Annotated in this window: 12 protein-coding genes; 4 read left to right on the top strand and 8 right to left on the bottom strand. The window is 68.8% G+C overall.

Going from position 1 to position 12,068, the window contains the following annotated elements; all coding sequences use genetic code 11:
* Nucleotides 1-96: 96 nt before the first annotated feature.
* Together K8W59_RS06645 and K8W59_RS06640 are read left to right on the top strand one after the other, a co-directional pair.
* Complete coding sequence (locus K8W59_RS06645) at nt 97-1,290, top strand: TRAFAC clade GTPase domain-containing protein (protein WP_223398585.1); 1,194 nt, start codon at nt 97-99, stop codon at nt 1,288-1,290.
* Complete coding sequence (locus K8W59_RS06640) at nt 1,287-1,676, top strand: hypothetical protein (RefSeq protein ID WP_223398583.1); 390 nt, start codon at nt 1,287-1,289, stop codon at nt 1,674-1,676. Before K8W59_RS06645 ends, K8W59_RS06640 begins: the two co-directional genes overlap by 4 nt.
* Before the next feature lie 111 nt (nt 1,677-1,787).
* On the opposite strand, the gene K8W59_RS06635 is transcribed toward K8W59_RS06640, so the two are convergent.
* The 5 genes from K8W59_RS06635 to K8W59_RS06615 all read right to left on the bottom strand — a co-directional run bounded on the left by K8W59_RS06635 (nt 1,788) and on the right by K8W59_RS06615 (nt 7,124).
* On the bottom strand, nt 1,788-2,930 hold the full coding sequence (locus tag K8W59_RS06635; protein ID WP_223398581.1) for a PDDEXK family nuclease: 1,143 nt from the start codon (nt 2,928-2,930) through the stop codon (nt 1,788-1,790).
* A gap of 67 nt (nt 2,931-2,997) precedes the next feature.
* Nucleotides 2,998-4,455, bottom strand: coding sequence for an ADP-ribosylglycohydrolase family protein (locus K8W59_RS06630; RefSeq protein ID WP_223398578.1), 1,458 nt, complete (start codon nt 4,453-4,455; stop codon nt 2,998-3,000).
* 1 nt (nt 4,456) lies between these two features.
* Entirely contained in the window at nt 4,457-5,398 is a 942-nt protein-coding gene (locus K8W59_RS06625) for a T3SS (YopN, CesT) and YbjN peptide-binding chaperone 1 (protein ID WP_223398567.1), read from the bottom strand.
* A gap of 215 nt (nt 5,399-5,613) precedes the next feature.
* Entirely contained in the window at nt 5,614-6,441 is an 828-nt protein-coding gene (locus K8W59_RS06620) for a PHP domain-containing protein (protein ID WP_223398565.1), read from the bottom strand.
* 107 nt (nt 6,442-6,548) lie between these two features.
* Nucleotides 6,549-7,124, bottom strand: coding sequence for a DUF3841 domain-containing protein (locus K8W59_RS06615; RefSeq protein ID WP_223398554.1), 576 nt, complete (start codon nt 7,122-7,124; stop codon nt 6,549-6,551).
* Between the two features lie 179 nt (nt 7,125-7,303).
* Here K8W59_RS06615 and K8W59_RS06610 point away from each other — a divergent pair, with 179 nt between their 5' ends.
* Nucleotides 7,304-8,806 (top strand): fused MFS/spermidine synthase, encoded by a 1,503-nt coding sequence (locus tag K8W59_RS06610; RefSeq protein WP_223398542.1) that lies wholly within the window; start codon nt 7,304-7,306, stop codon nt 8,804-8,806.
* 4 nt (nt 8,807-8,810) lie between these two features.
* Here the strand turns inward: K8W59_RS06610 and K8W59_RS06605 are convergent, their stop codons facing one another.
* Nucleotides 8,811-9,833 carry a hypothetical protein gene (locus tag K8W59_RS06605; RefSeq protein ID WP_223398525.1) on the bottom strand — a complete coding sequence of 341 codons (1,023 nt, stop codon included), beginning with the start codon at nt 9,831-9,833 and terminating at the stop codon, nt 8,811-8,813.
* A complete protein-coding gene (locus tag K8W59_RS06600; RefSeq protein ID WP_223398523.1) occupies nt 9,826-10,170 on the bottom strand; it encodes a PadR family transcriptional regulator in 345 nt (114 codons plus the stop codon). The genes K8W59_RS06605 and K8W59_RS06600 overlap by 8 nt, the downstream gene beginning before the upstream one ends.
* A 106-nt stretch (nt 10,171-10,276) precedes the next feature.
* On the opposite strand from K8W59_RS06600, the gene K8W59_RS06595 reads away from it, so the two are divergent.
* Nucleotides 10,277-11,077 carry a siderophore-interacting protein gene (locus K8W59_RS06595; RefSeq protein ID WP_223398512.1) on the top strand — a complete coding sequence of 267 codons (801 nt, stop codon included), beginning with the start codon at nt 10,277-10,279 and terminating at the stop codon, nt 11,075-11,077.
* A 90-nt stretch (nt 11,078-11,167) separates the two neighbouring features.
* On the opposite strand, the gene hchA is transcribed toward K8W59_RS06595, so the two are convergent.
* A complete protein-coding gene (gene hchA, locus K8W59_RS06590) occupies nt 11,168-12,022 on the bottom strand; it encodes a glyoxalase III HchA (protein WP_223398508.1) in 855 nt (284 codons plus the stop codon).
* Between the last annotated feature and the right edge of the window lie 46 nt (nt 12,023-12,068).

Raw genomic sequence — 12,068 nt, 5'->3', positions numbered from 1 at the left:
GCGAACCGTGCGCCGTCAAGCGCTCCAGGACCCCTGATCGGGATTCAGCAAGCAGAGGACTTCACCCCTTCGGAAAGCTCGGCTACCTTCCCTGCCATGGCGAAGTACCCCAAGGTCCGAGAGCAGCACATAGCAGTGTTTGGCGAGAGTGGATCCGGGAAGACCGTGCTGGTCTCGTCCTTCTTCGGAGCTACCCAGGACGGCTCCTATCGCAACGACTTGTGGGATCTCGTCGCCGACGATGCTGGCCAAGGCGCCCGCCTGTACCGGAACTACCTGGGGATGCGCGACGAGGCACAGACCCCAGCAACGACGCATTTCGTCAACACCACGTATTACTTCTCCGTGAAGCTCAAAGGCGGTGGCGAGCAGTCCGCGAAGAAGCGGCCCTTCGACGTTCTGCGGCTTGCCTGGCACGACTACCCGGGAGAGTGGTTCGAGCAGCATCCAAGTAGCGAGGCGGAGTTCAACCGTCGGACCGACACGTTCCGGTCGTTGCTCCGCTCGGATGTTGCCCTCCTCTTGATCGACGGACAGAAGCTGGTTGACCACCCCGGTGAGGAGGAGCGGTACCTCAAGTCTGTGCTGGGCAACTACCGACAGGGGCTCCTGCGACTCAAGGATCAGTTTCTTGCCGAAAGTGGCCGCTTGGTCGAGTTCCCCCGCATATGGATCCTCGCATTATCCAAAGCCGACCTCCTGCCTCACATCGATGTCGACGCCTTCCGTGACCTCGTTCTTCTCAAGGCCTTTGAGGACGTCGAGCGTTTGCGCCTCACCATCGCTGAGCTGATCGAGACACCCGACGCGCTCGCCATCGGCGAGGACTTCATCCTGCTGTCGGCCGCCAAGTTCGAACTCGGGTCCGGCAGTCAGGATCCCGTCCAGATCGACCTCAGTGAGCGAGTGGGAGTAGATCTCGTACTCCCGGTTGCGTCCCTGCTTCCACTCGAACGCCGCGTCCTGTGGCAGGGGAAGATGACTGTCCCCCTGAACGTGCTCGACTCCTTGGCTGATGGCGCCGAACTGATCGCCGCCGGCCTGGTCGGCGGCAAGTACGCGAAGGTAGAGAAGCTCCTTGCCCGCATCCCGAAGTCAGGCAAGGCCGCCATCATTGCGTCGAAGGCGCTGCCGATGATGGCTACCGCGGTTCAGCTTGCAGGGCCGAAGTTGAAGGAGATGAACCAGCAGGCTAGATCACAACACGACTACCTTCGCGCCACGCTGACCCAGTTCAAACAGGATCTGGAGCAGGGGGCGGCCGAGAAGGTCATCAGGAGCCCCAAGTGACAACCGAGGACCCCCAACTCACGGACATCATCTGGGCCACGCGCGGTCGGAGTTGGGGCTTCCGGTTCCTCCTCGATGCGGGACTTCCCGATCCGCTGCCTGCGTACGAGCGCGCCTTCGCGACCGTCACTGATGGGCCTAGTGCCTGGCGACGAGAGGCTGACGCCGTCGCTCTGCGCTTCGAAGATCCACTAGGCCGGAGAGACACCGCGGGACGCCTCATCCCCCACGAGTTCGTGGTCTACAGCAACCTCGCGGATTCGCTCAACTCCCCTGTGGACGGCATCGAGCTGGTCTGGCCACTGGTCGCCGATGTGTACGAGCAAGTCTGGGAGTCGCCAACGCCACCCGGCCGCCTACAACTCCCCGCCCTCGGTAATGACTAGCCGCGAGGATCTCTGCAAGCAACATCGCCGTTCCGCGGCGCGAGAGTTAGACCATCTCCGACCTGCGCGGTGAACCTCGGCTCACGTCTCGGAGGATCCAATCAACAGCATTCAACCTCCCTCAGTCGTAGCTTTTGCGAGCTCGTCAAGGAGCGTGATCAATTTGTCCTTCGCCTGCACAAATTCCGCAGGCTCGAAGATGGCAGCGTACGACTTGCCGCCAGCAACCACTGCGCCAGGGACCTGTTTAACTTGCTGACAGAAGTCGCGGATGGCCGGCTCGATCGTCGGATGGTTCGCCAGCGAAGTGGACTCGACACCGAATGTGACGTGCTTGGCGAACTTGTACTGTCCGCCCTCGAGGAAGACCCACCCTACTGAAATGGGTTCGGAGCGATCGGGCGATTTCAGACGAATCGATGCACCCTTCGCGCCCCACTCCATGCTAAGCCCCAACGAAACGGCCCTCGCGAAGAGTTCGCTCATCGCTTCCCGGTAAGCGGGAAGCGATATTGCGGCTAGGAAGGCGTCTTTCGACGCCTTCCCCGCAGGGCTCGAACTGTAGCCCGCCCGTCCGTCGGGACGATGGACAACCTGCGCCGCGTACGCGGTCTGTCCAGCGCCGTCAAACTCGCCAGCGCCGTCGAGACGAATGACCTCCACCAAGTAGAAGCGCCCAGACTGAGCAGTTGCATTGAGGTAGCTAGCGGTCACCTTCATTGAATCGATAAACCTCTGCGCCGCGACGACGAAGTGGAAGTCGCCGCGATTGATGACTTGGTCAAGACGCACGGTGAGCGAATCCCATTCGTCCTGAGTCAACCCCCAGGCTGACGAGGCAGCGGACTCAAGATCGTCGCAGTCGATGAGTTTCCCTGCATCATGTTGGGTTTTCAAGTACGGATGAACGATGCCCTCGTCGAAAGTTGTCCAGTCACCCAGTTTCCATATGTCGGAGCCGTAGTCGATGACCTGTGCCAGTGCATGACGGAAGTCTGTGTTCTGTGGACCGGTCTTGAACTCGATAATCACCAACTCACCCGACCTCGACAGGCACAGCAGATCGATCGCGCCCGACGCTACCCGTGTCTCGCGGCCGACCACCAGTAGTTCCCCGCTTAGCCCCATGTCCTCTCCGGGCAATAGTTGTGGGTTGTCTTGCAGGCATTTTTGGAGCTCAAACTCGTTGTCCGCTGGGGTTTCCACCAAGTGGATAGCACCGCTTGGACCGGTCACCAGAATCTTGCGAGGCATGTGGCCAACGTGCCACAAACAGGGCGGAGCACTCAACGTTCCGCAGATTCTGCCGGGTTGACGCAATTCATCGGAGATCATCCGACAACCGCCCAAGCGCCGCCAGAAAGCCCTGGTTCGGTCGCGCCTCGGGCAACGCACCCAGGACTGCGTCTCGTGCCTCGTCCAGACCCACTCCCCGCAGGAGCGAGTACGCGATCGCGACCGCGGGCGTCCTGCTCTGTGTGGCGACACAGTGGACGAGCACCTCGTGCCCCTCCGCCCGGAGCGCCGCGACGGTCTGAGCCGCGTCAGCCAGGACGAAGTCCAGATTCGGGTTCAGAGCCAGGCTTGGCTGATCGATCAACCGGTACACCACACTCTCCGCTCGCTGCGGAACCTGGTCGCGTCCGACCAGGCATAGGCTGACCACGGCGGTGATGGGCTCCGGCAAGTCATCCAGCGCCGACACGTCGCCGAGCCACACCCCGTCGTCATGGGGATGAGCAACCAGCACCGGCGACGAGACGTAGCCGGAGTAGTCGATGTGGTCCGTCAACGGCCAGCCGTACGCACCGGGGCCACCGTTGGCCGCGAGATGCGCGAGCTCGACGAGCTGCTCACCCCGCAGCCCTGGGTACCCATGGCTCAGCCGCCGCCACTTCGCCGGGATCGCGGAAGCGCCGTACCGCGCTCCGACCAGTCCGCCGGCGATCGCCGCGACCGTGTCGGTGTCGTCGCCGATGCCGATGGCCGTTGCCAGCGCCTCCTGGAGATGGAGGCACTCGGGCCCATCCCCCGGAATCGGCGTGTGCACGATCGCCGCCCACGCCGCCTGCAGCGCCGTGACCACCCAGCCGTTCGGGCGGAACCGAGACGGCGGGCCTGCCTCTGCCTCGTCCAGCCGCGCAGTCCAGTAGGCGGCGGCCTCCGCGTCCAGCACTTCGAGCCCAGAGCGCACCTCGAGCTCTCCGTGCAGGATCGCGTGCCGGATGGCCAACGACCAGATGACGCACGCCTCCTGAGCACGTGGGTCGTAGTGGGTCAGCACACTCACCTTCCGTGCCGCCTCGACGAGACCGGCGGGATCATCCAAGTAGCCCAACGCCACCGGAGCAGTCCGCATCAGCGAGCCGTTTCCTCCGGTGTGCCCCGTGCGCGCGTGCAGGTCGAAGGACGTGGCAGTCATCGTCGCACTGCTCGGCTCGGCACCCACGGCGTTCAGGACTGCCCGGGTCTGGTTACCGATGTCGGGCGGGTGGGACTCGTACCACTGGCGGAAGTTCCGTGCAGTCCGGGTGAGCGCCTCCTCCGTCCGGAGGTCCGCACCGGACGCGGCGACGTCCAGGATGGCCCAGGCCATCGAGGTGTCGTCGGTCCACTCGCCCGGAGCGAAGTCACCGAGCCCGCCCCCGATCATCTGCGGCCCCTCCGGCCCGACCCGCGCCAGGCCGAACTCGTACGGCGCTCCCAGGGCATCTCCGACCGCCGTTCCGAGCACCGCGCCACAGGCTCGGTCGAGCTGCGCAGGAGTCAGCGTCGCCACCTCAGCGCACCTTCGCGCCCAGTCGATAGGCCAGGTCGTCTCGATGAGACTCGGCCGCCTTGAAGAACAGGTCCAGCATGGCGTCGAGATGCTGCGGCACGAAGGGATGGCCGGGCAGCGCCAGGCCCTGCCACACCGTCCGTTCGACCAGCGTCCAGTGCACCCAGATGTTGTCGCGATTGAGCAGACTCAGCTCGACCGCGGTCGCCCGCCGGGAGCGGACGTCGTGCACGATCCGCGCCAGGATCTCCACCGCCGGCTGGTCCGTGCGCACCCGAACCCAGGCCAGCTGCCCGCTCTGGTCCAGGACGAAGTCACCGTCGTCGTCGACGCTCGCCTCCTCGTCGTACTTCTCCCGCAACACAGCGGCGACAGCGCTGAGCAGCTCGTCCCGGTCTGCGGGAAGGACGATCAGCTCGCTCGTCGACGCCTCCGCCGAGGCAGCGGTGGTCGGCAAGTCAGCCGGAACCTGATCGGTCGCGCACAACTCGAGCAGTACGTCGGCACTCGGCGACGCAGGCCCCCAGGCGTCGTGGGTGAGCAACTGCGGGTGCGCGATCCCGAAGACGTGCTGAAGCACCACCGCGACCTTGTCGGCGACCTCGTCGGTGTCACTCATCGGTCGCTCCATGGACCAGTTCTTGTCGTCAGGGTCCCCCCGCTGCTCGTTGCCGGACCAACCCAACTCGCTCAAGGCGGCGCAGCCTGCCGCCCCGAGCCGGTAGTTGGGCAGCAGGTATGCGTTGCCGGAGACCTCCGCGCGGATGCCCTGCCCCGCGCCGAAGGTCGCGAACTGCACGTAGGGGCGGCAGCCGTCCTCAAAGTCGGCGGCGGGGTCGGGCAACTCGATCCGCAGGTGGTCCTCGTCGTCGGGATCGTCCATCAATCCGAGATAGAGGGCCAGGCCGTCTCGGAACTTCTCCCAGGCGGCGTCCTCGGTCACTCCCGATCGGTGAGGTTCGGCGGGCGTTCCGCCATGGTTGTCGTCAGTCATCTCTCGTCTCCTCTGCATCCACAAGTCTCAGGTGACGGCCCCCGCTCGACAGGCATGCGCCTCCCCCCAAGGCCCCCAGGCTCCCGAACCGGAGCCGTCAGACCGACCGTAGTGGGCGGCACCGACAGTTCTGCTGGACTCCATTTCTCGCCCACAGGGCTCGGTCAGGTCAGGTCGAGTCCGAGCAGGGCCCCGGCCACCTCCGGATCCGTCAGATGGCAGCCGAGGTCGTGATTCGTCTTCCGGGTGCCGTGATAGTCGCTGGATCCGGTGGCCGCGAGACTCAGATCGGCGGCGATCGACCGCAGAGCGGCACGATCCTCCTCGGAGTGCTGCTGGTGGTCCACCTCGATCCCGTCCAGTCCCGACGCCGCGAGTGCGGCGAACCTCGCCTCGGTGACGGCCTCGCCCCGGCGGGTGTCCCACGGATGCGCGATGACCGATACACCCCCTGCCGACCCGATGGCTCGGATGGCCTCCTCGATCGTCGGCCGATAGCGAGGGATGTACGCCGGGCCGCCTTCGTTCAGATAGCGCGCGAATGCCTCGTCATCCGACGCGACATGCCCCGCCCTCACCATGCCGGCCGCCACGTGCTTGCGGCTCGGGATGCCGCCGGCGAGTGAGACGACGTACTCGCGGTCGACACCCAGGCCGAGGTCGCTCAGCCTCTCGAACAGAGCGTCCGCGCGGTCGGCCCGCGCCGAGGCGCCCCTGCGGAGGATCTCGGCGATCCCCCGATGATCCGGGTCGAACCCGTACCCCAGCAGGTGCTGACCGCGATCCTGGTTCGAGGTGGAGAACTCGGCTCCGAGGATGACCTGGATCCCGAGCTCCTCACCGGCAGCGCGCGCCTCCTCCCATCCGGCGACGGTGTCGTGGTCGGTCAACGCCACGACGTCGAGGCCCGCGTCGACCGCCAGCTCGACGAGTCTCCGGGGCGCGTCCGAGCCGTCGCTGTGCAGAGAATGGGTATGAAGGTCTATCCGCATTCAGGCCTCCCCCGCCTTCCACGAGGTCCACACAGACAGTAGTGGCCGCCGACGGCGACCGGAACTCCCAGCGGCGTGGCCAACGAAGGTGAGAAGGGCCCGGTGGGTCAACAGATCCGCGTTGCCCGGACGACGTCCTCCACGCGCACCACGGTGGTCGTCGCCTGCACTCCCCCCGCGCCGTCCCGGCCGTCCGACGACACCTCGAAGACGGCCGTCCACGATGCCTCCAACTCCGCGCGAAGCGGGGGCGGCCAGGTCGAGAGCGGAGCGTCCGCATGCGGCTGGACCCGACGCCACCACTCCTCGTAGGTGCGCTCGAAACGCTCCTCCCACGCCTCCCACGTCTCGTGGGGCAAGGGCGGGATCGCGAGGCTGCGGTTGAGGACGCTGTGCCAGTCGCCGAAGTCGCTGAGCAGTACGTCGCGCCGATGCATCCGGACCGTGAGCAGCACCTCCCCCCGACACCCTCGGCACAGGGCAGCGAGCTCGCGATAGCCGACCCCGGCCCACAACCACACGATCCCGGTGCCAGGTCCGATGCGCTCATCCATCTGTCGACGCATCCAGCCATACGCCTCCACGAACTCCGGCTCGGCCAGCGAGGGGTCAGCGACGAGCCGTCCCCTGGTCCTCAACTGCTCGTACGCCGCCGGAGACTGCAGCGTGTGCAGCGTCAGCACCGTTCGGTCCAGCGAGCCGCGTCTGGCGACCGCCGGCGCCACAGCCCAGTGCCGTCGCGGCAACCGGGCCAGGGACGGCAGTCGAGGCCCGGCACGCGTCTTGGTGTACCACCGCACGAGTCGCATCGTGCCCCGCACCACCGACAGTCACTCACCGGCGTCCTGCCATGATCTGCACCGTGACCCCGACACCCGACGACCCCGCGGGGCTCGGCCACCGGGCGGCGGTGGCGCTGGTCTTCGGCTCGTCGGCGGCGGTGCTGGTGGTGGAGATCGTGGCGCTGCGGCTGCTGGCGCCGTACCTCGGCCTCACCCTGGAGACCAGCACCCTGGTCATCGGGATCGCCCTGGCCGCGATCGCGCTCGGCTCGTGGGGCGGCGGCCGGATCGCCGACCTCACCGGCCCCCGGCGGCTGATCGGCCCGGCGCTGGGCATCAGCGGCGCCGTGGTCGCGCTCACGCCGGCGGTGCTGCGCACCACGGCCGAGGCCGCGCCCGGCGCGCTCCTGCCGGCCGCGATGCTCACCATCATGGTGCCCGGCACGCTGCTCTCGGCGGTCACGCCGATGGCGACCAAGCTGCGGCTGGACAGCCTGGAGCGCACCGGCACCGTGGTCGGACAGCTCTCCGGCGTCGGGACGCTCGGCGCGATCGTCGGCACCGTGGTCACGGGCTTCGTGCTCATCTCCCGGGTGCCGGTCACCGCGATCCTCCTCGGTCTCGGCGCCACCCTGGTGCTGGCCGCGCTGCCGATGATGTGGGCCGCGCGCTCCCGAGGAGGTACGGCGGCACTCGCGCTCGCCGTCGGCGCCGGCGGCCTCGCCGCGGCGGTCGCCCCGGGCGGTTGTGACGTGGAGACGACGTACCACTGCGCGAACGTCGAGACCGCGCCGAACGGCTCGACGACCCTCGTCCTGGACAACCTGCGGCACTCGGCGGTCGACCTGGACGACCCGCGCTATCTGGAGTTCGAGTACATCCGCGCGATCGCCTCGGTCACCGACACCGCCTTCCCCGAGGGCGAGGCGGTCGACGCCTACCACCTCGGCGCGGGCGGACTGACGATCCCGCGCTACCTCGCCGCGGAGCGCCCCGGCACCCGCAGCGTGGTCTCCGAGATCGACGGCGGCGTGGTCCGGATCGACGAGCAGCGGCTCGGGCTCGGCCACGTGCCCGGGGTCGACGTACGCGTCGAGGACGGCCGGCTCGGCCTGCGCCGCCTCGCCGACGACAGCCGCGACCTCGTCGTCGGCGACGCGTTCGGCGGGGTCAGCGTGCCCTGGCACCTCACGACGCGCGAGGCGCTGGCCGACGTACGGCGCGTCCTGCGACCCGACGGCGTCTACGTCGCCAACCTCATCGACTACGGCGAGCAGCGGTTCGCCCGCGCCGAGGTCGCGACCATGCGGGCCGTCTTCGACAACGTGATGATCGCCGGCCAGGCCGGCGACGTCGGGCTCGACTCCCCCTTCGGCTCCGACGGCGGCAACCTGGTCGCCATCGCCTCCGACCGGCCGCTCGACCCGGCGGCGATCCGGGCGGCGATGGACCGCCGGGACACCGGCTGGACCGTCCGCGACCCGGCCGGCACGGCCGCATGGGTCGGCGACGCCCAGGTGCTCACCGACGACTACGCGCCCGTCGACCAGTTGCTCCAGCCCTACACGAACACTGCCGGGTGAGCGGCTAGCGCACGCCGGCCCGCCGCGAGCGGCGGAGCTCGCCGACGGCCAGCGCGCCCAAGACGAGCACCAGGCCGAGGTAGGCCCAGGAGAAGCCGTCGAGCAGCATGACGACGTAGAAGCCGGCCAGCACCGCGTAGAGCAGGGCGACCATCCGGCCGCGTCGCGCGACGTCGGGGCGGAAGCGGGCGGCGTACTGCTCGGGGGTGCCGAACTCCTCCTGCAGGGACCGGCCCGACTCGGTCGCGTGCGCGCGTGCGTCGGCGACGATGGCGCTCACCCGCTCCTCGGGGAGCAGCAGCTTCGCCCGCAGGATCCCGGCGAGGCGGCGCGCCCATTCGTCGGCGTCGGCGACGGGCGGGGCGGTCGTCGCGTTATGCGCGTCGAGCCACCGGCGCCAGATCGTCGACAGCAGCGCGCAGACCGCGGCCACCACCAGGAACCACCAGGTGCCTGCCGTCGCGAACGGATGGTCCTGCGACCCGTACATCACCAGGGCGACCCCGGTCGCCAGGCCGAGGACCAGCGCGCCTGTCCCGACGGCGCCGACGATCGCGCCCCGCCGGCTCCACGACGCCCACGCGGTGGCCGCGCCGACCACCCCCAGCCCGAGGGCGACGGGCAGCAGCACCGTACCGACCGTCCAGCGCATCGTGGTCTCGCGGCCGATCAGCAGGACGAGGGGAAACAGGAGCGCGAAGAACGCCGCGAAGCCCAGCCCCGAGGCGGGGACCTCGCGCCAGCGAAGGATCGCCGGGTCCAGCTGGAGAAGCCCCTCGGAGCGCCATGTCTCGTAGAGCGCGTCCGCGTGCTCGCGCGGCTCGCCGAACAGCTCCTCGGGCGACTCGCCGGTCTCCGCCACCAGGGCGAGCGCGTCCGCCAGGGCCCCGCGGACCTGGGCCTCGTCGACGTCCCGCGTCAGCAGGGACAACGAGACGGCATGGGCCCAGAGGCTGTCGGCCTCGACGCCTCGCGCGGTCTCGAAGTCATCGATCGTCGCCGCCAGCGGCGTGGTTGCTTCAGGCATGCTCGACCACCTTGGTCATCGTCGTCAGTCTCTCTCCGAGCGCGTGCCACGAGGCGAGCTCGCGGTCCAGCCGCTCGCGGCCGGCGCCGGTCAGCGCGTACTCCCGCCGTCCCGGCCCGCCGTGGCCCTCGACCCACGCCGCCTCGACGTCGCCGGCCTCCTCGAGCCGGTTGAGGACCGGGTAGAGCGAGCCGCCCCTGAGCCGCCCGAAGCCGTGGGCCGCCAGCGACTGGGCGATCGCGTACCCGTGCAGCGGCCCGTCGGTGAGGCTCGCCAGGACGGCGAGATCGAGGGCGGCGCGGATCCAGGGCGCCGGCCACTCCGCTGTGTCGCTCATGTATCTAAGTACAGCAGATATCTAGTCGTCCCGCGAATCGGCGGACCTCCGTGGGCCGGTTCGGGCGACTGAGATAAAGTTAGGCTTACCTAACTAGGAGGCGCTTGTGTACGGACGCGTGGTCGGCACCCGCTGGCTCACTCCCGGGCTGCTCCGGCTCACCCTGGGCGGCGAGGGGCTCGACGGCTTCGGCATGGTCGACGCCACCGACGCCTACATCAACGTGGCGATCCCGCCCGCGGGGGCGGAGTACGGCGAGATCTTCGACCCGCGCGAGGTCCGGGACTCCCGCCCCCGCGAGCAGTGGCCGGCCCGGCGCCGCTACACGGTGCGCCGCTGGGACCCCGAGCTGCGCCTGCTCGAGGTGGACTTCGTGGTGCACGGGGTCGAGGGCGTGGCCGGTCCCTGGGCGGCCGCGGCGCGGGAGGGCACGGTGCTGGTCTTCGAGGGTCCGGCGGGCGGCTACCGTCCGGACCCGGAGGCCGACTGGCATCTGCTGGTCGGCGACGAGTCCGCGCTGCCGGCGATCGCGGCCTCGCTCGATGCCCTGCCCGAGGGGGCGCTGGGCGTCGTACGCCTGGTCTGCGACGGGCCTGAGCACGAGATCGACCTGCGCTCCCCCGGCCGGCTCGACCTGCGCTGGCTGCACCGCACGGGCTCGCCGTCGGACGCCGACCTGCTGCTGGACTCACTGCGGGAGATCGCCTTCCCCCGCGGGCGGATGCACGCGTTCGTGCACGGCGAGGCCGACGAGATCCGCGGCATCCGGCGGCACCTGCTGATCGACCACGGCTATCAGCGCTCGGAGATGTCCTGCTCCCCCTACTGGCGGCGCCACATGACCGACGAGGCGTGGCGCGAGGTGAAGCGGGACTTCGTCACCGCGATGGAGGACGAGGTCGCCTGACCTTTCCGGTCGCGACCACCGGATCGGGGCCCACCCCCTAAGCGCTCGACACTGCCCCGCTGGGCGGGGCAGTGTCGAGCGGAGGCAGGGTCAGTCGCCGTACGCCTCGCGCAGCGCGGTGACCGACAGCTGGCCGAGGGCGTTGGAGGCCAGCGGGCTGTCGCCGGTGAGGAGGCGGCGGTCCTGGTGCACCTGGCCGGTCATCTCGTCGTTGAGCACCTTCAACCCCTGGCCGGTGAGCTCCTCGGCGACCAGCCAGCGCATCTCCCCGGGGAGATAGCCGATGTCGATGTTGGCGCCCTTGTCCAGCGCGTCGGGGAACACGCAGACCTCATACCCCTCGAGCCGGCTCTTGCCGCTCTCGTCGGCGACCGCGAGGAGGGCGGCCGGGCCGTGGCACAGGGTGATGATGAAGCGGTCGTTGTCCAGCGCCCAGTCCAGGGCCGCCTTCACATCCGGGCTGTCCGGGATGCCGAGGGTGGCGCCGTGGCCGCCGGGGATGAACACCGCGGCGTAGTCGGAGTCCGGGCCCAGGCCCGACTCCACCACGTCGGCGAGTCGCTGGGGCCGCTCCAGCTGGGGCAGCAGCTTCTCGTAGGCCTGCTGGACCGCCTCGTCCTCGGCGGGGAAGGCCCACATCTCGAACTTGGCCATGTGCCCGGAGACGGTCGCGATCTCCACGTCGTAGCCAGCCGCGATGAGGTGCATCAGCGGCAGCAACGTCTCCACGGGGTGGTTGCCGGTGGAGAAGAACCTGCCGTCCTTGAGCGGCAGGTAGCGCTCGTCGGTGAGGACGGCCAGGATCTTGCGCGGCCCACCGGTAATCGGGTCGTGGTCGGCGCCGTCGAAGTCGGTCGTCGGCGGGACGTACTCGCCGAGCGAGTAGTCGGAGGGGAAGAAGGCGTTGTGCTCCGCGCGGTCGGGGACGGGCTTCTTGGAGGCCATGGGGCGATCCTCTCGGGTCGGGGTCGGTCCCTCCACGCTGTCAGCC

The organism is Nocardioides rotundus (assembly GCF_019931675.1).
Taxonomy (GTDB): domain Bacteria; phylum Actinomycetota; class Actinomycetes; order Propionibacteriales; family Nocardioidaceae; genus Nocardioides; species Nocardioides rotundus.
Note: the sequence above shows the minus strand (reverse complement) of the source record. Positions and strands in the feature narration are given on the sequence as shown.

Coding starts and splice junctions, on each gene's coding strand:
- K8W59_RS06600 (WP_223398523.1), bottom strand. CDS start 10,170: ATGAGCGACACAGCGGAGTGGCCGGCGCCCTGGATCCGCGCCGCCCTC.
- K8W59_RS06635 (WP_223398581.1), bottom strand. CDS start 2,930: ATGCCTCGCAAGATTCTGGTGACCGGTCCAAGCGGTGCTATCCACTTG.
- hchA (WP_223398508.1), bottom strand. CDS start 12,022: ATGGCCTCCAAGAAGCCCGTCCCCGACCGCGCGGAGCACAACGCCTTC.
- K8W59_RS06620 (WP_223398565.1), bottom strand. CDS start 6,441: ATGCGGATAGACCTTCATACCCATTCTCTGCACAGCGACGGCTCGGAC.
- K8W59_RS06645 (WP_223398585.1), top strand. CDS start 97: ATGGCGAAGTACCCCAAGGTCCGAGAGCAGCACATAGCAGTGTTTGGC.
- K8W59_RS06605 (WP_223398525.1), bottom strand. CDS start 9,833: ATGCCTGAAGCAACCACGCCGCTGGCGGCGACGATCGATGACTTCGAG.